The organism is uncultured Prevotella sp., from assembly GCF_946407605.1.
Lineage (GTDB): Bacteria > Bacteroidota > Bacteroidia > Bacteroidales > Bacteroidaceae > Prevotella.
On the sequence record NZ_CAMJOS010000012.1, the window covers coordinates 23,283 to 47,440 of the forward strand.

Sequence of the window (24,158 nt, forward strand, 5' to 3'; positions counted from 1 at the left end):
GTATGACTAAATATGATACACATATCCCGATGTTAACACGTGAAGAGCTTTATCTAAGCCACCAGCCGACCTTTTCAGATCAAGTAAATACCCCATATTGATGGCATGATGAGCGTTGATCTTATATGACGTTCCAGCGGCTATGCGCATCTCATCTATTTGAAATTGTTTACCTAGATTATTGAACATCTCAACCGATGCAAAGGGACTCCAGCCATTCATTCTACTATTGGTCATCTCTGCCTTAAACCGATTACGCAGATGATGTTCATTGCTTGCATTCTCGTTGCCCCTCTGCATTGTATGTGTATACTGATATCGCTCGCGCAAAGATAGTTTAAGCCAATTAAACACCTTACATCCTGGTGTTATGTCGAACATAAGGCGATGGCGGGGAACCATTTCATTTACGCCATCTATCGTATGGTTCTTTAAGTGAAATTCATAACTTCCTCCCAATTTAAGGAGTTTGGATATTTTATACGTACAATCTATGCCTAACTGCCAACGGTCAACACTACCAACATTGTTCTTCGTGCGGATTTCGGTGTTCACTCCAAGGCTCCAACTGTCGTTTACATTCTTTTCCGTGCCAATAGTAGTCCACATACCGAAATCATTGGTAGTTTGAGCCTTAGATAATCCGATGAAAATAAATGTGAGAAACAACACTAGGATGACAAATCTCACCCAATTAAAGATTCTCTGAATTCTTTCTGCTTTTTCTTTATCCATAAATGATTTAGCCAACCGTTAGTGATTGACATTGCAAAGGTAAACTGAGCATGTTACAAAAACATTTCATTCGTGTGATAGATAGGTTACATTACCGTTTGTAACAGGATTGTAACATGGACGTAACAACAGCGTAATAAGATTGTAATATCTTTGCAGCAAAATTTATAGGATAAAATACAAATGGAATTGATTATTAACATTTTCTCGCTTGTGGGGTCGCTGGCATTGTTCCTCTTTGGAATGAAGACAATGTCGGAGGGTCTGGAGAAGTTTGCAGGCGATCGCCTGCGCAGTATTTTGGCTGCGATGACAAAGAATCGTGTGATGGGTGTTCTAACAGGTATTCTGATTACGGCACTCATCCAGTCGTCGAGTGCCACAACCGTGATGGTTGTAAGCTTTGTGAATGCAGGGTTGATGACGCTTGCGCAGTCTATTGGCGTCATCATGGGTGCAAACATCGGAACAACAGTTACAGCATGGATTATATCGGCTGTTGGCTTTAAGGTGAACATCGCTGCCTTTGCTATCCCCTTGTTGGCTATCGGTATGCCATTGATATTCAGTAGCAAGGGTAACCGCAAGAGCATTGGCGAATTCATCTTCGGCTTCTCGTTCCTCTTTATGGGATTATCGTTTCTGCAAGAGGCTGCCACAGCGATGAATATCGGTGATATGGTGGCGGGGATGCTGGCTCACGTGCCGCAGGATTCGTTCTTCACGATTATCCTCTTTGTGATTGTGGGTGCATTGGTCACGATGATTGTTCAGGCGTCAGCTGCCACAATGGCCATTACGCTGATGCTCTTCGGCATGAACATCCCTGGTTTTGGCTTCGAACAAGCAGCTGCGCTGGCTATGGGACAGAATATTGGTACCACCATCACTGCGTTTATGGCTTCGCTGACTGCCAATACACAAGCGCGCCGTGCAGCTCTGGCCCACATGTTCTTCAATGTGTTTGGTGTCGTGGTGTTCCTCATCGTGTTCTATCCCGCTTGTGATGCCGTTAGTTGGGTAGTAGAGAACTTAATGGGTGGTGGCAACGATCTCTTTAAGCTATCAGCCTTCCACACCGCCTTCAACATCATCAACACGCTGTTGCTCATTGGTTTTGTGAAGCAGATAGAGATGTTTGTATGTCGTGTGCTGCCTATGAAGGCACAAGACGAGGACTATCGCCTGCGTTTCATCAGTGGCGGTCTGCTCTCTACAGCCGAACTCAGCATTATGGAGGCACAGAAGGAGATTCACAGTTTCGCTGAGCGTTGTCAGCGCATGGCAGGTTTCGTGCCCACGCTTCTGGAAACGAAAGACGAGATGGAGTTTAATAAACTCTTTGCCCGTATTGAGAAATACGAGAACATCACCGACTCGATGGAGATGGAGATTGCCAGCTATCTGAACAAGGTGAGTGAAGGACGCTTGTCGGATGCGTCGAAAACTCAGATACAAAAGATGCTTCGCCAGATATCTGAATTAGAGTCCATCGGTGACTCGGTTTATAACCTGGGGCGTACCCTGAATCGCCATCGCATGCACTGTCAGGAGGACTTTACTGCCGAGCAGATGCAGCACATGATGACGATGCTGCAACTGGTAGGTGCTGCCCTCAGAGAGATGCTGAAACGCATTGACCAACCCACTACCAAGAATGGTGTGAAGACCTCGCTTAACATCGAGCATGAAATCAATAACTATCGTACACAACTGAAGAACCAGAACCTGCACGATGTAAATGCTGGACTCTACGACTATCAGTTGGGTGTGTTCTATGTTGATTTCATCTCAGAGTGTGAGAAACTTGGCGACTATGTAATGAATGTTGTGCAGGCAGGTAAGGGCTTGAACAATGACTTTGGCGACGGTCCTATCAACGGACAGGGCTAAAACCTTGCGAGTGTGAACCTGATGGTAAGCCCGCCACCAGGCGTAGAAAGTGCAATTGCTTGTCCACCATGGGCGGCAACTGCATTTTTCACGATGGCAAGCCCTAGACCTGTGCCACCAAGTTTGCGCGAGCGCCCTTTGTCTACACGGTAGAAACGTTCAAACAGGTGCTCACGGTGCTGCGCCTCTACGCCTTGGCCATTGTCGCTTACATTAAATTCGTAGAAGTGGCGTCCTTCTATTTCAATCTCTTGGCAGGCGATGATTAACCGTGTGGCCCCGTAGGCATAGGAAATAGTATTGTCTATCAGATTTCGGAAAATGCTGTATAGCAGGCTCGAATCACCCTGTACTTCTATATTTTGTGGTAATTGGAGTTTTAGTTCGATACCTTTCTCTTGTAATTGCAAGTCTGTGTCATCTATCACATTTGTGATAATCTGCAAGACATCAACTTGACGATACTCATGCTGAGCATTAGATGAACTATCATCAATCTCGTCTAGTTTAGTAAGCACACTCATATCCAGCAGAAGCTTGTTCATGCGTTCACTTTGAGCATAACAGCGTTCCAGAAAATGTTGTTTCTTATCATTTGGCATATCGGGATTGTCGATGATGCTCTCTAAATAACCATGAATGCTGGCAGCAGGTGTTTTCAGCTCATGAGCGGCATTCTGGGTAAGCTGACGTTTGATACGCACTTTTTCTTCTTCCGAATGACGTAGTTTCCAATACAACATGATGATAGTGTGGCTGATATCACCCAATTCGTCATCTGGCAGCCGACGCTCCAATTCGTGGTCAAGTTCCTCACCTTCCTCGGCCTTCACGGCAAATTCACGTAAGTAACCAATGTGTCGGCTGATACGGTGAGTGATATAGTAGAGCACGATGCCCAGCAACAGGGTGAGAACGCCTGAAAAATAAATGAAAGTATAGTCTGCCTGCAATGATCGGGTCAGCTCTGCAGAATAGGGTACGGCAGCACGAACAATCATATCGCCGAAACGAGTTGCAGAATAGAAGTAGGTCTCGTGAGTAGACTGTGACATACGTTTGATATCGTAGCCACTGCCCTCTCGCAAAGCCTGTTGTATCTCCGTTCTCTGTAGATGGTTCCCCAATGCTTCCACATCAGTATCATAGCTATCAAGGATGACCCGTCCTTCCTTGTCTATCACAGACACTCGAAGTCCCTCCATCTGATGATGTATAACATAATCGCGAAATAGCCGGCTACAGCTAATACTATCCTTGCCTACCGTCTGCACCATCTCATAGTTGTACATCTGCAGTCGTGAATGAAGAATATCAATTTTATACTCCTTTTCACGCTTATACTGATATACGCTAAAGCATATAGCAAAGAGCAGAAACACACCACCGATGCTTAGCAGTAAATTACGTTGAAAGGATTTACTTTTCAAAGCAGTAGCCATATCCCACACGTGTTTTTATCTGTTTGCCATAATGGCCTATCTTCTTACGTAATCTGGTGATGTTCACGTCCACCGTGCGGTCAAGAACCAGCACATCCTGTGGCCAACAATACTTCAATAAGTCTTCCCGAGAAAACACCTTGTTAGGATGTTGGAGAAAGAAAGACAACAATTCAAATTCCAGTTTGGTGAATTCTAGTTCCTTTCCGTCGCATATTACAGTCTTGGCATTCAAATCAACCATAATTCCTTCGTAAGCAATCTTATTATCAACAGCAGTAGAAACCGTTTGCTGCAATTGAGTACGTCTGAGTACAGCCTTAACCCTAGCCTTCACTTCTTTCATACCCAATGGCTTGGCAATATAGTCGTCAGCACCGATATTCAATCCTTTTACCAAATTGTCCTCACTGTCGAGTGCCGTAATGAAGATAATGGGAATCTGTGTCGTAGCGGGATTGTTCTTTAGTCTGCGCGCCATCTGGAACCCCGACATTTCTCCCATCATAACATCTAGCAGAATAAGCGAATAATCTTGTAGGGGTAGTTCCAGTGCCTCCTCTGCTGAATTGGCTGTAACCACCTCAAAACCTTCATTCTCGAGGTTATATTGCAGTATTTCACAGATATCCTGCTCATCATCTACAACAAGTATCTTCATAATTCTTCTGAATTTCAAGGCGCAAAGTTATATACTTTTTCCGAAAAATAGAAAGGATTTATATTACAATGTTATTAAATCTCAATATAGCAGGTGCTTTTGCATGATAATTATTGATTTACGTAAGTGTTCAGCCGCCTTTTCAAATTCGAGGGAATTCTGCAAAGTTGTGGGTGCAGGCTGGGTGCATCGTTTAAAATTGGGTGCAAATTGGGTGCAACTTTGAAATGTGAGGAAAAGAAAAATCCTGTAAGTCATTGACCTACAGGACTCTTTCTAAGGCGCTTCAGGATGGGCTTGAACCAACGACCCCCTGATTAACAGTCAGGTGCTCTAACCAACTGAGCTACTGAAGCAGGATGCGCATCATTTCTGAATTGCGGGTGCAAAGGTAAGGCTAAAAATTGAAATATGCAAACTTTTTTGGGAAAAATTTCGATGAAACGTGATTTTTTTATAAAAAGTGGGGAAAAAGGGATAGAATTTGGGGAGAATACGCTAAATTTGCAGTCAAAAATAAAAAGAAGAGATATGAACAGATGTTTGAAATGGATACTGATGGTGGTGACGATGCTGCCAGTGGGCGCTTCGGCACAGGAGAACCATGAGTTGGAGGTAGGGAAGAACCTTGATATTTTCAACGCCCTATACAGTAACCTGGACCTTTTTTATGTGGATACGCTGAACCCGAAACAGACGATGACGGCAGCCATCAAAGGCATGCTGCGGTCGTTGGACCCCTATACAGAGTACTATCCTGAGGACGAGAAAAAGAACCTGCAGATGATGCTGACTGGCAAGTATGCGGGTATCGGCGCCTTGATTAAGTATCACACCAGACTGAAGCGCGTGGTGGTGGACGAACCCTACGAGGGTATGCCTGCCGCCGAGGTAGGTCTGAAGAAGGGCGACATCATCTTGTCGATAGATGATACGCTGATGACTGACAAGAATGTGAGCTATGTGAGTTCACACCTTCGTGGCGATGCTGGCACGACGTTTGTGCTGAAGGTGAAACGTCCTTCTACGGGTAAGGAGATGCAGTTCAAGATTACTCGCCGGAATATCAAGTTGCCAGAGTTGCCTTACTATGGCATGCGTCCTGACTCTATCGGCTACATCAACCTGAATCAGTTTACCGAAGGCTGCGCCAAGGACGTGCGTCGTGCCTTTGTGGAGTTGAAGAACCAGGGTGCCAAGGCCCTGATATTCGATCTTCGTGGCAATGGTGGCGGAAGCGAGATGGAGGCCGTGGATATTGTGAACCTGTGGGTGCCACAGGAGCAGATGATAGTAGAGAACCGCGGCAAGGTGCGTCAGGCCAACCGTGTGTATAAGACCCGCCTGGAGCCTGTAGACACCGTGATGCCCATGGTAGTGCTGGTGAATGGCGAGACGGCTTCGGCCTCGGAGATTACCAGTGGTGCCTTGCAGGATCTTGATCGAGCAGTCATAGTAGGTACGCGTACCTATGGTAAGGGCTTGGTGCAGGTGCCGCTCGACTTGCCTTATAATACAAATGTGAAGATTACCACCTCGCACTATTACATCCCTTCTGGACGCTGTATCCAAGCCATCAACTACAAGCGCGACGGTAAGGAGCGTATTGCCGATTCGCTGACCAATGTGTTTCATACCCGTGGGGGTAGGGAGGTGCGCGATGGTGGCGGCATCATGCCCGACTTGGTAGTGAAGAACGACACGATGCCTAACATTGCCTATTACCTCTCGGCTGGCGGCATGGACTCTACGGAGGTGTTGTTCGACTATGTGGTGGACTACATCAACCAGCATCCTACCATCGCTGCCGCTAACGACTTCCATATCACAGAGGCAGACTGGCAGACCTTCCGTCAGCGTGTCATCGATAGCGGCTTTACCTATGACCCCGTGTCGAAGAAGCAGTTTGACGAGTTGGTGAAGACGGCCAAGTTCGAGGGCTACTATGATGAGGCAAAAGATGCCTTCGACGCGTTGGAGCAGAAACTGAAACACGATGTGGCCAGCGATCTGGACAAGCATCGTGCCACTATCCAGCAGATGCTGGAGATGGATATCATCTCGTCGTACTACTATCAGAAGGGCAGCATTGAGGCTGGACTGAATTACGACACCCAGCTGAAGGAGGCCGAGCGCATCCTGAAATCGACAGAGGAATATCAGCGCATCCTCCATCCCGTGAAGCAGAAATAAAAAGAGCACTATGGCAAACATACCACAGGAATTCAACACGTTCTATCTGAAGGATGTGTCGTTTGTCAACTTGATGACGCGTCGCATCTTCAACGTGCTTATCGTGGCCAATCCCTACGATGCCTTCATGCTGGAGGACGACGGACGTGTGGACGAGAAAATATTTGACGAGTACACCGAACTGGGCATGCGCTATCCGCCAACCTTCACTCAGGTGAGTACCACCGATGAGGCTCGTCATGTGCTGGACACCACCAACATCGACTTGGTGATCTGTATGCCTGGTACAGCCGACAATGATGCCTTTACGGTGGCCCGCGAGGTGAAAGCCATCAAGCCTTCTGTGCCCTGTGTGGTGCTGACACCCTTCAGTCATGGTATCACCAAGCGTATGCAGAACGAGGATATGACCATCTTCGACTATGTGTTCTGCTGGCTGGGCAACACCAACCTCATCCTCTCAATCATCAAGCTGATTGAGGACAAGATGAATATTGAGCACGATATTGAGGAGGCTGGCGTGCAGATGATCCTGCTTGTGGAGGATAACATCCGCTTCTATTCCAGCGTGCTGCCCAACCTCTATAATTATATCCTGCAGCAGTCTAAGAATTTCTCTACTGAGGCCCTCAACCCCCACGCTGCTGCCCAGCGTAAGCGTGGACGCCCCAAGGTGGTGCTGGCCACGAACTATGAGGAGGCCATGCAGATCTATGAGAAGTACAAAGACAATACGTTAGGCGTCATCAGCGACACGCGCTTCCCCATGCAAACGCCTATAGGCAGATTGAGTCATGTGGAGGAGGGAGACCCAGAGGCTGGTTTGAAGCTGCTGCGCGAGATTAGGAAGATTGACGAGTATGTGCCGCTGATATTGGAGAGCAGCGAGGTGCAGAACCGTGAGAAGGCATGGGCTGAGGGTTTTGACTTCCTGGACAAGAACTCGAAGAAGTTCAATGTGGACCTGCGTCAGATGATTGAGGAGCATCTGGGCTTCGGCGACTTCGTGTTCCGTGACCCTGAGACTCATGAAGAGGTGGCGCGTGTGTCTTCACTGAAAGAGTTGCAGGACAATATCTTCAAGATACCTCACGACTCGCTGATGCACCACATACGCCGCAATCACATGAGCCGTTGGCTCTGTGCGCGTGCCATCTTCCCTGTAAGTCAGTTCCTGAAAAACGTTACATGGCATAAGTTGCAGGATGTGGATGCCCACCGACAGATTATTTTCGATGCCATTGTGCAGTACCGACGGATGAAGAACATCGGCGTGGTAGCTGTGTTCGACCGACTGAAGTTCGACCGTTACGCTCACTTCGCCCGCATCGGCGAGGGCTCGTTAGGCGGCAAAGGTCGTGGCTTGGCATTCCTCGATAATATCATCAAGCGTCATCATGAGTTGAACCAGTTTGAAAATGCTACCGTGCAGATTCCTAAGACGGTGGTGCTCTGTACCGACTTCTTCGACCGCTTCATGGACGATAACAACCTGTGGAGCATAGCCCTGAGCGACGCGCCCGATGAGGTTATCCTGCAACACTTCCTCAAGGCCCAGTTGCCTGACGACCTCATTGAGGACTTCTTCATTTTCTTCGACGCCATCAAGACGCCTATCGCAGTGCGCTCGTCGTCATTATTGGAAGACTCCCATTATCAGCCGTTTGCAGGCATCTACTCTACCTATATGATTCCCTGGCTCGACGATAAGTACGAGATGCTCCGCATGCTGGCCTGTGCCATTAAGAGCGTTTATGCTAGCGTCTATTATCGCGACTCGAAGGCCTATATGACGGCCACACAGAATGTGATTGACCAAGAAAAGATGGCGGTCATACTGCAGGAGGTCGTAGGCAACCGCTATGGCGATCTGTTCTATCCCACATTCTCTGGTGTGCTCCGTTCACTGAACTACTATCCCATTGGCGACGAAACGGCCGAGGAAGGTATTGCCTCACTGGCCTTGGGTTTGGGAAAATATATCGTTGACGGTGGACAGACGCTGCGCGTCAGCCCCTACCATCCACATCAGGTGCTGCAAACCAGCGAGATGGAGACAGCATTGCGCGAGACACAGACTCGCTTTTATGCGTTGGATATGAGTCATGTGGGCGACGACTTCAAGGTGGACGATGGCTTCAATATCAAGAGCCTGCGCATCAAACAGGCCGATGCCGACGGCTCGCTCACCTATATCGCTTCGACCTTCGACCCCATGGATCAGGTCATCCGCGATGGTATCTATGAGGGCGGCCGAAAGATTATCTCGTTCTGTGGCGTGCTCCAGCAAGGTGTATTCCCGTTGCCCGAACTGCTTCAGATGTCGCAGAAGCTCGGTTCAGAGGAGATGCGCCGACCGGTGGAGATAGAGTTTGCCTGCAACCTGAACGATGACCGTACGGGCGACTTCTATCTGCTTCAGATTCGTCCTATCGTCGATTCGAAGCAGGTGCTCGACGAAGACCTTCAGCAGATTCCTGACGAGCAATGTCTGTTGCGCTCGAGCAACTCTCTGGGTCATGGCATCTCTGAGGATGTGTTCGACGTGGTATATGTGAAGACCGACGAGAACTTCACGGCATCGAACAATCCTATGATTGCCAGTGAGATTGAGCGAATCAACCGCAAGTTCCTCGATGAAGACAAGAACTATATCCTCATTGGCCCAGGCCGATGGGGCTCCAGTGACTACTGGCTGGGCATCCCTGTGAAGTGGCCGCATATCTCGGCAGCACGTGTCATTGTGGAGGCTGGCCTGAAGAACTATCACGTAGATCCCTCGCAGGGCACGCATTTCTTCCAGAACCTCACTTCCTTTGGCGTGGGCTACTTCACCATCAACACCTATACGGGCGATGGCGTGATGCAAAAAGAAATCCTCGACAGCATGCCTGCCGTCGAGGAAACAGAATTTGTGCGCCATGTGCGCTTCGATCGTCCGCTCAAGGTGATGATGGACGGCAAGAAGCAGACTGGTGTGGTGCTTCTGCCTTCGGACGAAGAATAAGCTTTACTGTCCGCCGAGGCGTGAGAAGTACTCAATGATATCTTCCCACGTCTTGAATGTGTCGGAACCAAACTCCAAGAGGGTGGCCATCGTGTCGCCCTCTTTTTTCTTGCTGATCAGATAATCGCCATAGAGCAGGTCGCGACGTTGAGTATAGATGGTATGGCGCCAAGCCGGTACGTTGATATACTCCTCCAACCATTGCCCATAGCGGTTCTCCGTTGGGTAATCATCCTCACATACAAAGAACACCTGATAGTTCTCAATGAGCATCCTCACGGCCTTCTGGCTGCTGCTGGTGGGTTTGTTGTAGGCATCGCAAAGCGTCTCTATACCTATATATATTATGGGACGCTGGCGGTTCTCTTGCTGGTCATCAATCCATCGGATTACTGGCACCACGCTGTGCATAAACGAGCGGTCGTCCATGCGGTGCTCGCCATGAAAGTGTGTGGCCAGGGGATAATGTTCGCGGAAGAGGTCGAAGGTGTCAACGATGTCGTCTTTGTCACCGAAGAGACCATAGACGCGACGCTTCTCTTTTTCAAGTTCCTCGTCGCTGAGGGCTTCAAGCCCTGAGAAACGCTGCTCGGAGGCCAGGCGGTATTCCTTCACCATCGCCTTGTCCACATAGAACTGTTGTACACCATCCAGACGAGGGTTCTGAAAGGTCTGAGTGCCCGTCAGACCATGCGACTGCATGGTGTCGGCAATGCATAGGGCGGGGTTCATGCAGATACGGTCGAAGCCGTAGAGCTGCTCGGTGTACATGCCACCCATCGACGTACCCAGAATCAGGTCGGGCTTCTCAGTCTCGCACAGCTCTTTCAGCAGCGCCTGTGCCTCTTCAGGATGTACGGGCAGGTCGGGTGCAATAACCTTGGCGTTGGGCAGAATAGTGCGCAGACGGGTCACTGTGCCGCTCTGTCCGCTACTGCCAAATCCGTGCACATACATCACAGTTTTTCCCTTCATCAGTTCAGGGAATTGCTTTACATATTGGTTCTGTTGTTCCATAATTGTGTGCAAAGATACTTTTTTTTTCGTTATTCTGCAACTTTTCTATTGTTATTTGCGTCTATCATATAAAAGTAAAACTTAAAAAGCAGAAAAGACAATGAAAAAATTAGTATTGTGTGCAATGGCTGTGAGCCTGATGTTGCTTACCTCGTGTGTGAATTTCGACTTTGGTAGGAAGATCAAGCCCAGCGATGTGATTGTTGAAAAGGAGTATGCTATGGAGGCGTTTACATCGATGGATGTCGATGTGGTTGCCACCGTGAAGTTCGTGCAGAGCGAGGCAGGCGACTATCGTGTGACGCTGAAGGCCCCCGACAATTATATCGAGTTGTTCAACTTCGAAGTGGAGGACAATGAGTTAGGAATTGAGTTCGTACGCCACAATATCCAGATTGTATCGAATGACGTGCTGATTACGGTCTATGCACCGACGATTAAGGAGGTGGAGAACTCTGGCGTTTCAGATATCACTATCGAAGGACTGAAGGTACCGCAATTGAAGGTTGAGAATTCTGGCGTAGGCTCGCTGAAATTGAAAGACCTTTCTGTAGATAGGTTGACGGCAGAGTGCTCAGGCGTGGGAAGCATCAAGATGGGTGGTGTGGCCGACAAGGCTATTCTGAGATGCACGGGTGTGGGCAGTATCGAGGCCAAGCATCTGAAGGCACGATGCTTGAAAGGTGAGGTGACAGGCGTTGGCGGCATAGAGTGCAATGTTACTGACTCGCTGAAAGCCCTTGTCAGCGGTGTAGGTGCCCTGAAATATACCGGTGACCCCAAAAGCAAGATTCTGAACCGCACGGGTGTGGGTAATATCTCAGAACTCTAAAAATACGAATCAGAATTGATTTATGTCAATTAGTTGACGAATTGTAAGAAAAAGGCACAAAAAAGTTTGTAGTTGTAAGTAAAACCACCTAACTTTGCATCGTGTTTTTCATAGTATTAGATTTAAGGTTAACAAAGGTTGGGTCACAGCGGTGACCCTTTTTTTATGTTTAGACGCCAGAATACGACAACGGTTTTGTCAACTGCACGTTGCATTTTCGTTGGTTTTGGTAGCCTATATATGGTATGGAATTTTAAAATCCGTGAAATACTTGAATAAAATGGGTCGGGAACACAAGAAATATGAAATATTATTTGTAATTTTGCGGTCAGAAAATTTTCGGTAACATTTTAACATCAAAAATTAATTATGGTAAACTACAAGGATTTGGGTCTCGTAAATACTCGCGAGATGTTCAAGAGAGCAGTAGCCGGTGGCTATGCTATCCCCGCTTTCAACTTCAACACAATGGAGCAGATGCAGGCTATCGTAATGGCTGCAGTTGAGACAAAGTCACCTGTTATCATGCAGGTTTCTAAGGGCGCTCGCAACTATGCTAACGCTACTATCCTGCGCTACATGGCTGAGGGTGCTGTAGCTTATGCTAAGGAGCTCGGCTGTGAGCATCCTGAGATCGTTCTGCACCTCGACCACGGTGATACCTTCGAGCTCTGTAAGGATTGTATCGACATGGGCTTCTCTTCAGTTATGATCGACGGTTCTTCTCTGCCTTACGAGGAGAATATCGCTTTGGCAAAGAAGGTTGTTGACTATGCTCATCAGTTCGACGTAACAGTTGAGGCTGAGCTCGGCGTGCTCGCTGGTGTTGAGGATGAGGTTGCTGCTGCAGAGTCTCACTACACCAAGCCTGAGGAGGTTATCGACTTCTCTACCCGCACAGGTTGCGACTCTCTGGCTATCTCTATCGGTACCTCTCACGGTGCTCACAAGTTCACCCCAGAGCAGTGCACACTCGTTAACGGCGTGCTCGTTCCACCACCATTGGCATTCGACATCCTGCATGAGATCGAGAAGAAGCTTCCTGGATTCCCCATCGTGCTCCACGGTTCTTCTTCAGTTCCTATGGAAGAGGTCAACACCATCAACAAGTACGGTGGTCACCTCGAGGCTGCTATCGGTATCCCCGAGGAGCAACTGCGTGAGGCTTCAAAGAGCGCTGTTTGCAAGATCAACATCGACTCTGACTCTCGTCTCGCTATGACTGCTGCTATCCGCAAGCATTTGGCTGAGCATCCTGGAGACTTCGACCCACGTCAGTATCTGAAGCCTGCTCGCGAGAACATGAAGAAGATGTACATCCACAAGATTGTGAATGTGCTTGGTTCTGACGGCAAGCTCGCTCAGTGCTAATCCGCATACGACATAAAAAAAAGAATCCCCACCAATCGGCGGGGATTCTTTTTTTTATCCTGTATTTGATTCTTTATTTAGGCTGTTCCGAATCCAGTCGTTCTACGCCACCGGTAATGGGGTTGAGCCATAGGTGGGTGGTGTAGTGTTTGTTGAAGAGCTCGCCGCTCAGCAGCTCTACATTGCCAAACTGAGGTGCAGGCTGTTCAGAGGTGATGATGCTGTTGATGCCCTGATAGAGCGTGACGCGCATCTTGCCAGGCACATTGACATAAACCCCAGCCTCGTAAATCTTTTTCTTGGCCTTGGCGGCAGCCTCCTCGTCAATGGGAGGAACGGTGTTCAGGTCTTCCACGCTGACATAGTAAGGAGCACCAGAGAGGTCGTCGGTATCAACCAGACCGTTGATCTGTGATAGACGGAACAGCAGCTGACGCTGGAAAGGACCGTCAGGACAGATCACCAGCGAGTGCTCGGTTGTGTCACACTCGTAGGTGCCTTTGAACATACTGGTCAGCGCCTTGTCCTGTTCGTCTATCTGGTTGAGCATCAGTCGCATCTGGTTGCCGTCCTGAGGCATGAAGTCGGCCTGTCCCTTGATGAGCAGGTTACGATTCTCGCGCAGGTCGTAAATCTCCCTGGCGGTTAGCTCTGCCATCTTTGCTGTGCTGCTGGCTGACAGAATCTCCTGATTCATCAGCTGTCGTGGGTTCACGGCCTTTGGCTTTGGGGCAGGCACGAAAGGCTTCAGCGGCTGTGCGGTCGAAGGCTCGGCATTGATAGCCAGCAAACGTCCGTCGTCGGCCAAAGCCACATTGGCAGCCACTGTCTTGGCATTAAACTTGATGGCAAAGGCCTTCGTTGAGTCAGCCACGCCCTCGGGAATCATCTGCACTCGGATGATACGATGCTGGATGCTGGGCTCCATGGGTACGTCCTTCAGTCGCATATAACGCTGGGCATAAGCGGCAAAGTCGCCAGGGGTGTAGGTGGTCTTCTCAACCAGCAGATTGATGCGGATAGCCGTCTTAGGCAGGAAATAAACGGCTCCTTCGGGCGTTACTCCTGGCTGATAATCGCTGATCTGCGTCTGGGCGCTTAAAGGTAAACAAGCCAACAGGTAAAAAGGTACCAGCCGTTTTACCCATTTACTCACCTTTGTGTCTCTGTTCTGTTTCATCTTTCGTATTTTCACCTTTTATTATTATACTCTTTTACTCGTTGCCCTTTTGTTATTTCACATTCAAAAAGGCTTTGGGCAGATACTGGATAATATCACTGGCAATGAGGCTCTCCTCGCCCAGGTCACGGGCTGCCAGGTCGCCGGCTAATCCATGCAGATATACACCCAGGATGCAAGCCTCGCGCTGCTTATAGCCTCGGGCCAGTAGACCTGTCAGGATGCCTGTCAATACATCACCACTACCAGCGGTAGCCATGCCGGCATTGCCGGTTGAGTTGAACACCACATGACCATCGGGCATACAGATGGCGGTGTAATGGCCTTTCAGTATGACATAACCTTGCAGCTTCTCTGCCAGCTGGCGGGCCTTGGTGAGTCGTTCGTAGCTGTCGGTACATTGTCCCTCCATGCGGTCGAGTTCTTTTGGATGGGGAGTCAGGATGATGCCTTTTGGCAATTGTTGCATCCAGGCGTGACGCGTAGCCAACATATTCAGCGCGTCGGCATCGGCAACCACAGGACAATGTGTCCTGCGTATCTGGGCAATCATGGCGATGCTGGTCTGCTCGGTGGTTCCTAATCCCGGACCTATGCCCAACGCCTGGAAATCCTCGGTGGCTACGGCTTCTGAGAAGATGGTCTCTTCGTGGTCTAGATGCAAGATCGCCTCAGGAACTGATACCTGCAGTATCTGCGCATTACGTTTCGGGGTATGTACCGTGACTTTTCCCACGCCTGACCGCATGCATGCTTTGGTTGCCAGCACCGCAGCGCCAGCCATGCCGTAGCTGCCACCCACAATCAGGGCGTGGCCCATCTGTCCTTTGTGGGCAAAAGTATCTCGTGGATGGAGTATCTCCCGTATGTCTTTTTCCTCCAAGAGGGTGTATTGCGCATCCATCTTGTCGATGCCCTCCTTGCTCAGTCGTATGTCGAGCGTCTTGAGTTCGCCTACAAACTGCTGGTTCTCGCAGAAAAGGAACGACAGTTTCTTCTGTTGCAGCGTCAGGGTCAGGTCGGCCTTGATGATGTTGGCACGCACGTTATAGGTGTTGTCCTCAGTCATCAGACCAGAGGGTATGTCGATGCTCACCACCTGTGCCGGCGATGAGTTGATGTATTTTACCAACGAGGCAAAACCGCCAGCCAGCGGCTTGTTGAGTCCGGAGCCAAACAGTCCGTCAATAACCACCATGCCTTTTTCCAGGCGTGGCGGGTCAAACTCCTGTGTCACCTCCGTCAATAATGGTGTGCCCCTCATGCTGTTCAGACGGTCTTTGTTGGTGGCACAGTCAGCCGAGAGATGGCCTGAGATGTTAAACAGGAAACTCTGTACCTGATAGTTCTGCTCCATCAGCATACGAGCCACAGCCAATGCGTCGCCACCGTTATTTCCTGGACCTGCAAACACCACCATAGGCACGTTTGTAGTCCACCGTTCGGTGATGGCATTGGTGATGGCACGGGCAGCTCTTTCCATCAGATCAATTGATTTGATGGGCTCGTGGTCGATGGTATATTTGTCGAGTTCTTGTATCTGTGAACGGGTAAAAATCTTCATAACGATGCAAAAATACGAAATAATTGGTAATCTATAGCCATTTTTCGTGATTTTTTTGTAATTTTGCATCAAAATTCATTAAATAAGGTGTATGAGTAGAGTAAAAGTACTGGACAAGACGTTCGAAACGTCGATGCCGGAGGCTCAGATTAAGGCCCGCGTCAGGGAAGTGGCACTACAGATTTCCAAGGATATGGAAGGTAAGAACCCGTTGTTTCTGGCGGTGCTCAATGGTGCGTTTGTCTTCGCAGCCGACCTGATGCGCGAGATGACCATCCCCTGTGAGATTTCGTTTGTGAAGCTGGCGTCGTATCAGGGCACTATGTCGACAGGAAAGATCAAGGAGGTGATGGGTATCAACGAAGACATCAGCGGACGAACAATCATTATCCTTGAGGATATCGTAGAGAGTGGACTTACCATTCGTCAGATGATCGACTCGCTGGGCACCCGCAATCCGGCTTCGGTTCATGTCTGCACGCTCTTCTTCAAGCCCGAGAAGCTGAAGGAGAACCTCAAGCTTGACTATGTGGCCTTCGAGATTCCCAACGACTTTATTCTTGGTTATGGCTTGGACTACGACCAGCAGGGTCGTGGCTTGAAGGACCTGTATACGCTGGTTTCGGAATGACGAATCGTCATAACGGAATGTCGTCATACCGAAATGTCGAAATAACGTAATAACGTAATGTCGAAATAACGTAATGTCGAAATAACTAAATAATAGAAAGATATGAAGAATATTGTGATTTTCGGTGCCCCCGGTTCTGGTAAGGGCACTCAGAGCGACAAACTGATTGAGAAGTACGGACTGGAGCATATCTCTACTGGCGACGTGCTGCGTGCAGAAATCAAGAACGGCACTGAGCTGGGCAAGACCGCCAAGCAGTTCATTGACAATGGTCAGTTGATTCCCGACGACCTGATGGTCAGCATCCTGGCTTCTGTTTACGATTCTTTCGGCCGTGAGCACAAGGGTGTTATCTTCGACGGTTTTCCTCGCACCATTCCACAGGCCGAGGCCCTGAAGCAGATGCTCAGCGAGCGTGGTGACAAGATTGCCGCCATGATTGAACTCGATGTGCCCGAGGACGAGCTGATGAAGCGCCTCATCCTGCGTGGCCAGCAGAGCGGACGTGCCGATGACAACGAGGAGACCATCAAGAAGCGCCTCGTGGTCTATCACAACCAGACGGCTCCTCTCATCGAGTGGTATGCCAAGGAAGGCCTGCACCATCATATCGATGGTCTGGGTGAGCTGGACCGCATCTTTGGTGATATCTGCGCTGTGGTAGATAATATCTAGAGCATCTAGATCATCTAGGAATTCTAGAAAATAAAATATGGAAAGTAACTTCGTAGACTACGTTAAGATTATGTGCCGTTCGGGCAAGGGGGGTAGGGGCTCTATGCATCTGCGCCACGTGAAGTACAACCCTAACGGCGGACCCGACGGCGGCGATGGCGGTAAGGGTGGCAGCATCATTCTGCGTGGCAACCACAACTATTGGACGTTGCTGCACCTGAAGTACGAGCGCCACATCTTTGCAGAGCATGGCGGCAACGGTGGCAAGGACAAATGTCACGGCACCGACGGCAAGGACATCTACATCGATGTGCCCTGCGGCACCGTGGTCTATAATGCCGAGACGGGCAAGTATGTCTGCGACGTGACCTACGACGGTCAGGAGGTGCTGCTGCTGAAGGGCGGCCGCGGCGGACTGGGTAATTTCCAGTTCCGCACCGCCACCAACCAGGCTCCGCGCTATGCCCAGCCTGGCGAGCCCATGCAGGAGATGACCATCATCCTCGAGCTGAAGCTGCTGGCCGATGTGGGTTTGGTGGGCTTCCCTAATGCTGGCAAGTCAACGCTGGTCAGCGCCCTGAGCAATGCCCGTCCGAAGATAGCCAACTATCCCTTCACCACGATGGAGCCCTCACTGGGTATTGTGGGCTATAGGGACGGCAAGTCGTTTGTTATGGCCGATATTCCTGGCATCATCGAGGGCGCAGCCGAAGGCAAGGGCCTTGGCTTGCGTTTCCTGCGACATATTGAGCGCAACTCGCTGTTGCTGTTCATGGTGCCTGGCGATACCGACGACATCAAACACGAATACGAGATTCTGCTCAACGAACTCAAGCAGTTCAACCCCGAGATGCTTGACAAGCACCGCGTGCTGGCTATCACCAAGTGCGACCTGCTCGACGAGGAGCTCATCGAGATGCTTAAGGAGACGTTGCCTCAGGACCTTCCCGTGGTCTTTATCTCAGCTGTGACCGGCTTCGGTCTTGACGAACTGAAGGACGTGCTGTGGCGTGAGCTCAATGCTGAGAGCAACAAGCTTCAGGCCATCACCAGCGAGGACTCACTGGTGCATCGTGACAAGGACATGACCGTCTTTGCCCAGGAACTGGAGGACGAGGGCGAGGACGAAGACATTGAGTATATCGATGTGGAGGACGTTGACGACCTCGAAGACTTTGAATACGAAGACGAAGAAGAAAACGAATAAAATTAAATCTAATAAAAAAACATCTATGCAGAAGAAACTATTCTTTCTGGTGGCTATGCTGCTGACAATATCATTGTCAGTAGTGGCACAGGTGACTACTTCGAGCATGGCCGGTAAGGTCTCTGTTCAAGATAGTCGCGAAGAAATTATCGGTGCTACCGTACAAGTGCTGCACGAGCCTTCTGGCACACGCTACACGGCGGTAACCAACGTGAACGGACGCTTTGCCATTCAGGGTATGCGAACGGGCGGTCCCTATTCCGTGACGGTGTCCTACATCGGATTCCAGACAAAGACACTGAAGGGCATCACCCTGCAGCTGGGCGAGACCTACAACCTCGACGTATGGCTTTCCGAGAATGCCACCGACCTTCAGGAGGTGGTTATCAGCGGCCGTGCCTCGAAGTTTGCAGGCGAGAAGACTGGTGCCTCGACAAACATCAACCACGAACAGATGATGTCGATGCCTATGATTAGCCGTAGCATCACCGATATTGCCAAGCTGTCGCCATATTCCGGCGGTGGCATGAGCTTTGCCGGTGCCAACGGAAAAATGTCGAACTTCACGGTCGATGGTGCTAACTTCAACAATAACTTCGGACTGAGCGATGGTCTGCCTGGCGGCGGAAGCCCCATCTCGCTCGACGCTATCGAGGAAGTGCAGGTAGTCATCGCGCCCTTCGATGTCCGTCAGACCAACTTCATTGGCGGTGGTGTCAACGCCATCACCAAGAGTGGTACTAATACGTTCAAGGGAACGGCCTACACCTATTTCCGCAACGAACACATGCGCGGCAATAAGATTAATGGTGAGGACCTGGGAACGCGTGCCGAGGACAGGAAGAATGTCTATGGCTTCACGCTGGGTGGCCCAATCATTAAGAACAAGCTGTTCTTCTTTGCCAACTACGAATACGAGAAGACTCCTGGTCAGGTCATTAAGTACCGCGCCCGTCAGGACGATGAGGCCGCCAAAGGCATGGTGTCGCGTGTGTTGGCCAGCGATATGCAGAAGGTGCACAACTATCTGCTGAACAACTACGGCTACGAGACCGGCTCATGGACCGACTTCCCTGGCGATGAGAAGAACGAGAAGCTGTTGGCCCGTATCGACTGGAATATCACCGATAATCATCATCTGGCCGTGCGCTATAACTTTACCAAGGATATAAGCTACTCTGGTGCCAGCCGCTCAACAGGTGACTATATCTACGGTGGCTCGGGCGACTATCGCACTGGCGAGAAAGCCATGATTTTTGCCAACACCATGTATGGCAATGAGCGCTCGGTGAGGTCTATCTCGGTTGACCTGAACAGCCGCTTCGGACAGAAGGTCAGCAACCAGTTGCTCTATACCTATTCTTATATGAAGGACCCCACGCGTACCTCTGATTCGTCAACGTTCCCCTTCATCGACATTTCATATCCTTACGATGCAACAGCAACTTCGCCCAGCATCGAGCCTTATATCAGCGCTGGCTATGAATTGTTCTCATGGAAGAACCATGTGGAGAACAAGGTGCATACCCTGACCGATAACCTCACCCTCTATTTGGGTACCCATAAGCTGACGGCAGGATTCACCTTTGAGCATCAGTTTGCCGACAACTCATATATCCGCGAGGGTACAGGCCAGTACCGTTTCCGCAATATCGATGAGTTCTTGGCTGGTGCCGCTCCCGAGGCTGTCAACTTTACCTATGGCTTCAATGGTAACGATAGTCCCACATCGGGAGTACGTTTCAATCAGTATGGCGTTTATATCCAGGACGAGTGGAACATAGTGCCCAGACTGAAGCTGACTTACGGCGTGCGTTTCGACGACCTCGTATTCGACGAGCAGGATGTGGCACGCAACACGGCCATCTATGACCTCGACTTCAACGGCTATCATGTCGATACTGGCATCTGGCCTGACAATCACATTCAGGTGTCTCCCCGTCTGGGCTTCTCTTGGGATGTCTTTGGCGACAAGAGTCTGAAGGTGCGTGGCGGTACAGGTCTCTTCACAGGACGTCTGCCCTTGGTGTTCTTCACCAACCAGCCTAGCAATGCCAACATCTTCAAGACCACCTATGCTATTGGTTATAACTACAGAGATAAGAAATATGAGGATTCCAATGGCCACGATGAGGCTTGGATTCAGGCTAAGCTCAACGGACTGGCCGGACAGTTCAAGGGTGTCAACGAACTGATGGAATACTTCGAGGTGCCCACCACCAACGAGAACCATACGGCTGGATCGAAAATTTCGGGTGTTTACAGCAACTTCAAGATGCCGCAGGTGTGGAAGTCTAGCATCGCCGTCGACTACCAGCTGCCCGTGTCATTCCCCTTGTCAGTTACTGGTGAGTTCATCTTCAATAAGAGCATCAACGCCGTCTATATGAACAACATCAACATCAAAGATGCTGAGAGTGGTAACTGGGAGCGTTTCAATGGTGCTGACAACCGACTCATATATCCTACCGACTATCAGTATTATACCAATAAGGACGTCATCATGCTCGACAACACATCGAAGGGTTATGGCTACACGGCTAATATTACCATCAATGCAGAGCCTGTACGCAACCTCAACATGATGTTTGCCTATACTCGTACTGAGAATAAAGAGGTGTCAGGTCTGCCCGGTAGCGACCCCGTTTCGGCTTGGAAGGGCGTCATCTCTGTCGATGGTCCTAACCAGACCGACGCACAGCGTTCATACTTCGTCACCCCCGACCAGATTACTGCTTCTGTAAGCTATTATCTGCCTATTAAGGTGAAAGGACTCACTTGGGGCACTCACCTCAACGTGTTCTATAAAGGCTATTCCGCTGGAAGCACCAGCTTCATGTACAACAACGACATGAACGGCGACAAGCTCGCTAACGACCTGATCTACATTCCTGCCAACGACAGCGAAATCAAGATTGGTAAGCTGAAGGGCGGTCAGTTCATCGAGGATACAGAGATGCGCGCTGCCTTCTGGAAATTCGTTGACCAGGACGACTATCTGCGTACTCACAAGGGCCAGTATGCCGAGGCCTATGGCGGTCGTGCTCCTTGGGTTCATCGCGTCGATCTCCGTGTGGCCGAGGACTTCTCGTTCCGCGTGGGCAAGACCGTACAGAAGTTCCAGGCATCTGTCGATATCATCAACTTCGGCAATATGCTCAATTCTGAATGGGGTATTCCCAAGATTAACTCCGTATGCAACAGCGGACGTATCCTCAACTATGAAGGCAGGGATGCACAGAACAACCCCGTATTCTCAATGTATAAGATGAGCAACGGCAAGTACCCCACCCAAACCTACGATACCAACATGAGCTACGGCAACTGCTGGAGTTTGCAGGTCGGTCTGAAGTACTTCTTCAACTAATCATCACCCCCTCTCAACATAAAACCACACAAGGCAACCCCTTGTGTGGTTTTTTTATAAGCAAAGTGAGCTAACTCGAACTCACGGTTTTAATGGTTCAGAGTTTACTGAATAAAGGTGCAGTCCTGTACGGCCAGTGTGCCGATGATGGTGGTAATGATGGTGCCGATGACCTTCGTGTCACTTTGGGGGCGTCCGGAACGTTTCTTTCACCCGATGGAACGTCACTTTGCGGTCGTAGATGCGATACTTTACCCCCCTAAAGTATCATCGGAACGGGTCGCAGATGACGTCGGAACGGATGGAAACAAACATCGGAACGGGTCGTAGGTGACTAGTCCGTCGAGACGGACTAATTTCTTGCTATTAATAATGTAGCATTACTCCATCGCTTTCCACTTCTAGCGTAGCTTTTGCACCTGTTAGAAGTGGGAAGTTTTTTAGGTGTGCATGACCTACTGGGAAGTCATAGCATACAGGGATGTTCCAATGCTGTAGGTATTCGTGCAGAATGGCATACATATCGTCGAAACCATTCTCTGGATGCTTGTACTTATTGAACTGGCCAACGATAACGGCACGAATATGGGATTGCAAGCCACGAACTTCGATATTGTGCAGCATGCGGTCTACTTTGCTCATACCCTCATCTGTATCCTCGATAAACAGGATGATGTCGTCCATCATGATGGGATCGAAATCAGAGCCGGCCAGGTCGTTGAACACGCTCAGATTGCCGCCAACGATAGTTCCCTCCGCCTTACCTATTATATTTAGGGGATGAGGAGCTACACGATAGATAGGCAAATCGCCAACAAGCATGCGTCGCAAAGCCTGACTAACGGTATCTGTACCCTCGTAAGTCTTCAGCGCATGGCACATAGAACCATGAATGCCCTTTACGCCAGCCCTAGCCTCTGCACAGAGCAAGGCTGTAACATCGCTGAAGCCAATAATCATCTTAGGATATTGTCTGAGTGTATCGAGCGATAATCGAGCCAACAGATGGGCCGCACCATCACCACCTCTTGAACACATAATAGCCTTGACTGAGGGCTCGCGTAAGGCCCAAAGCAGATCTGAAAGCCTCTCATCGATAGTGCCTGCAAAACCATGATAATCATTGAGTGCATTAGGTGCTACCACGCAATGATAGCCCCACTTCTCAAGCGTGCGGACGCCACCATTTATCGTAGTGGTATCAGTAGCACTCGATGGCGATATAATAGCGATAGTATCGCCAGAATGCAGAAATTGGGCTGAAAGCGAAAGCATCCAGCAGAGCATCAGCGATATCAAGCAATACTTCTTCATATTGTTGGCAAAAGTAGCAAATTATTTTGGGATAACAATTATTTAAGTCGAAAAAATTGATTCCGTGGGAATAAGTCAATTAATCTTTTTTGCAGGAGTTGCTTGCGTACATCGATTTTATTGTGTACCTTTGCTGACGTAACATATAAGGATTGTAATATGAAGAACTTAATGACCAGGCGTAGCATTCGCCAATACAGTGATAAAGAAGTGAGTCCAGAACTCCTAAACCGCCTCATGACTGAGGCCAGCAGAACCCAAACAATGGGTAATCTCCAACTGTATAGCGTAGTAGTGACACGTTCGGCAGAGATGAAGGCAAAGCTGGCACCAGCACACTTCAACCAGCCAATGGTGACGCAGGCTCCAGTGGTGCTGACCATTTGTGCAGACTTCAACCGCACGTCGACGTGGGCACGATGCAGGAATGCAGAGCCGGGTTACGACAATTTCCTGTCGTTCTTCAATGCGGCAACAGATGCGCTGTTGTACACACAGACATTGTGTAACCTGATGGACGAAGAAGGATTGGGCTATTGCTACTTAGGGACGACAGTGTATCAACCACAGGCTATCATCGACCTGTTGAAATTGCCGAAACTGACGTTCCCCGTAGCAACGCTGACCGTAGGATGGCCTGACGAAGAACCTCCCCTGTCTGACCGCCTGCCGATGGAGAGTTTTGTACACGACGAAACCTACAATGACTATCTGGCAATGGACATTGACAAGTACTACGAAGCCAAAGAGCACCTCCCGGAGAACTTGGAGTTTATGCGTATCAACAACAAAGAGACACTGGCTCAGGTCTTCACCGACATCCGCTATACGCGAAAGGATAATGAAGCCATGAGCGAGGGACTCATCTATGCACTCAAACACCAAGGTTTCCTGCTTTGGACGGTCAGAGGATTTTAATCTTCCGACTCAATGGTTTTACAGCTCCTAGCCATACTCTAAGCATACTCTAGCCATACTCTAGCCATACTCTAGGTTGCTTCTAGGCATACTCTAGGCATACTCATTCAGTATGGGTAGAGTATAGGTAGAGTATGGCTACACTATGGGA

Annotated in this window: 17 protein-coding genes and 1 tRNA gene; 10 read left to right on the forward strand and 8 right to left on the reverse strand. The window is 49.4% G+C overall.

Annotation, left to right across the window (positions count from 1 at the left end; translation table 11 throughout):
• Positions 1 to 6 precede the first annotated feature (6 nt).
• Positions 7 to 735 (reverse strand): DUF2490 domain-containing protein, encoded by a 729-nt coding sequence (locus tag Q0R57_RS06870; protein ID WP_294745170.1) that lies wholly within the window; start codon positions 733 to 735, stop codon positions 7 to 9.
• Positions 736 to 918: 183 nt separating this feature from the next.
• On the opposite strand from Q0R57_RS06870, the gene Q0R57_RS06875 reads away from it, so the two are divergent.
• Positions 919 to 2,628, forward strand: a complete 1,710-nt coding sequence (locus Q0R57_RS06875; RefSeq protein WP_294745173.1) for a Na/Pi cotransporter family protein — start codon at positions 919 to 921, stop codon at positions 2,626 to 2,628.
• Here the strand turns inward: Q0R57_RS06875 and Q0R57_RS06880 are convergent.
• The 3 genes from Q0R57_RS06880 to Q0R57_RS06890 all read right to left on the reverse strand — a co-directional run bounded on the left by Q0R57_RS06880 (position 2,625) and on the right by Q0R57_RS06890 (position 5,087).
• The gene (locus Q0R57_RS06880; RefSeq protein WP_092067380.1) at positions 2,625 to 4,070 is read right to left on the reverse strand and encodes an ATP-binding protein; all 1,446 of its coding nucleotides are present in this window, start codon (positions 4,068 to 4,070) and stop codon (positions 2,625 to 2,627) included. The two genes, Q0R57_RS06875 and Q0R57_RS06880, sit on opposite strands and share 4 nt — an antisense overlap.
• Entirely contained in the window at positions 4,048 to 4,731 is a 684-nt protein-coding gene (locus Q0R57_RS06885) for a response regulator transcription factor (RefSeq protein WP_294745179.1), read from the reverse strand. Before Q0R57_RS06885 ends, Q0R57_RS06880 begins: the two co-directional genes overlap by 23 nt.
• A gap of 282 nt (positions 4,732 to 5,013) precedes the next feature.
• A tRNA-Asn gene (locus Q0R57_RS06890) sits at positions 5,014 to 5,087 on the reverse strand.
• Between the two features lie 175 nt (positions 5,088 to 5,262).
• Between Q0R57_RS06890 and Q0R57_RS06895 the strand changes: the two genes are divergently transcribed.
• Positions 5,263 to 6,924 carry a S41 family peptidase gene (locus Q0R57_RS06895; protein ID WP_294745182.1) on the forward strand — a complete coding sequence of 554 codons (1,662 nt, stop codon included), beginning with the start codon at positions 5,263 to 5,265 and terminating at the stop codon, positions 6,922 to 6,924.
• 10 nt (positions 6,925 to 6,934) lie between these two features.
• Entirely contained in the window at positions 6,935 to 9,931 is a 2,997-nt protein-coding gene (locus tag Q0R57_RS06900; RefSeq protein ID WP_294745183.1) for a PEP/pyruvate-binding domain-containing protein, read from the forward strand.
• A gap of 3 nt (positions 9,932 to 9,934) precedes the next feature.
• On the opposite strand, the gene Q0R57_RS06905 is transcribed toward Q0R57_RS06900, so the two are convergent.
• Complete coding sequence (locus Q0R57_RS06905; RefSeq protein ID WP_294745184.1) at positions 9,935 to 10,948, reverse strand: YqiA/YcfP family alpha/beta fold hydrolase; 1,014 nt, start codon at positions 10,946 to 10,948, stop codon at positions 9,935 to 9,937.
• Positions 10,949 to 11,048: 100 nt separating this feature from the next.
• On the opposite strand from Q0R57_RS06905, the gene Q0R57_RS06910 reads away from it, so the two are divergent.
• Both Q0R57_RS06910 and Q0R57_RS06915 read left to right on the forward strand, forming a co-directional pair.
• Complete coding sequence (locus tag Q0R57_RS06910) at positions 11,049 to 11,780, forward strand: head GIN domain-containing protein (protein ID WP_294745186.1); 732 nt, start codon at positions 11,049 to 11,051, stop codon at positions 11,778 to 11,780.
• Positions 11,781 to 12,149: 369 nt separating this feature from the next.
• Positions 12,150 to 13,151, forward strand: coding sequence for a class II fructose-bisphosphate aldolase (locus Q0R57_RS06915; protein ID WP_294745187.1), 1,002 nt, complete (start codon positions 12,150 to 12,152; stop codon positions 13,149 to 13,151).
• Between the two features lie 73 nt (positions 13,152 to 13,224).
• On the opposite strand, the gene Q0R57_RS06920 is transcribed toward Q0R57_RS06915, so the two are convergent.
• Together Q0R57_RS06920 and Q0R57_RS06925 are read right to left on the reverse strand one after the other, a co-directional pair.
• The gene (locus tag Q0R57_RS06920) at positions 13,225 to 14,331 is read right to left on the reverse strand and encodes a DUF4831 family protein (protein ID WP_294745189.1); all 1,107 of its coding nucleotides are present in this window, start codon (positions 14,329 to 14,331) and stop codon (positions 13,225 to 13,227) included.
• Positions 14,332 to 14,383: 52 nt separating this feature from the next.
• Entirely contained in the window at positions 14,384 to 15,895 is a 1,512-nt protein-coding gene (locus tag Q0R57_RS06925; protein WP_294745191.1) for an NAD(P)H-hydrate dehydratase, read from the reverse strand.
• Between the two features lie 91 nt (positions 15,896 to 15,986).
• Between Q0R57_RS06925 and hpt the strand changes: the two genes are divergently transcribed.
• The 4 genes from hpt (at position 15,987) to Q0R57_RS06945 (ending at position 21,775) form a co-directional block, all read left to right on the forward strand.
• A complete protein-coding gene (gene hpt / locus Q0R57_RS06930) occupies positions 15,987 to 16,526 on the forward strand; it encodes a hypoxanthine phosphoribosyltransferase (protein WP_294745193.1) in 540 nt (179 codons plus the stop codon).
• 102 nt (positions 16,527 to 16,628) lie between these two features.
• Complete coding sequence (locus tag Q0R57_RS06935) at positions 16,629 to 17,201, forward strand: adenylate kinase (protein WP_294745195.1); 573 nt, start codon at positions 16,629 to 16,631, stop codon at positions 17,199 to 17,201.
• 37 nt (positions 17,202 to 17,238) lie between these two features.
• Complete coding sequence (gene obgE / locus Q0R57_RS06940; RefSeq protein ID WP_294745197.1) at positions 17,239 to 18,408, forward strand: GTPase ObgE; 1,170 nt, start codon at positions 17,239 to 17,241, stop codon at positions 18,406 to 18,408.
• 25 nt (positions 18,409 to 18,433) lie between these two features.
• Positions 18,434 to 21,775, forward strand: a complete 3,342-nt coding sequence (locus Q0R57_RS06945) for a TonB-dependent receptor (protein WP_294745198.1) — start codon at positions 18,434 to 18,436, stop codon at positions 21,773 to 21,775.
• Between the two features lie 366 nt (positions 21,776 to 22,141).
• Here the strand turns inward: Q0R57_RS06945 and Q0R57_RS06950 are convergent, their stop codons facing one another.
• Positions 22,142 to 23,089 carry an LD-carboxypeptidase gene (locus Q0R57_RS06950; protein WP_294745201.1) on the reverse strand — a complete coding sequence of 316 codons (948 nt, stop codon included), beginning with the start codon at positions 23,087 to 23,089 and terminating at the stop codon, positions 22,142 to 22,144.
• Between the two features lie 159 nt (positions 23,090 to 23,248).
• Here Q0R57_RS06950 and Q0R57_RS06955 point away from each other — a divergent pair, with 159 nt between their 5' ends.
• Positions 23,249 to 24,007 carry a nitroreductase family protein gene (locus tag Q0R57_RS06955; RefSeq protein ID WP_294745203.1) on the forward strand — a complete coding sequence of 253 codons (759 nt, stop codon included), beginning with the start codon at positions 23,249 to 23,251 and terminating at the stop codon, positions 24,005 to 24,007.
• The last annotated feature ends 151 nt before the right edge of the window (positions 24,008 to 24,158 follow it).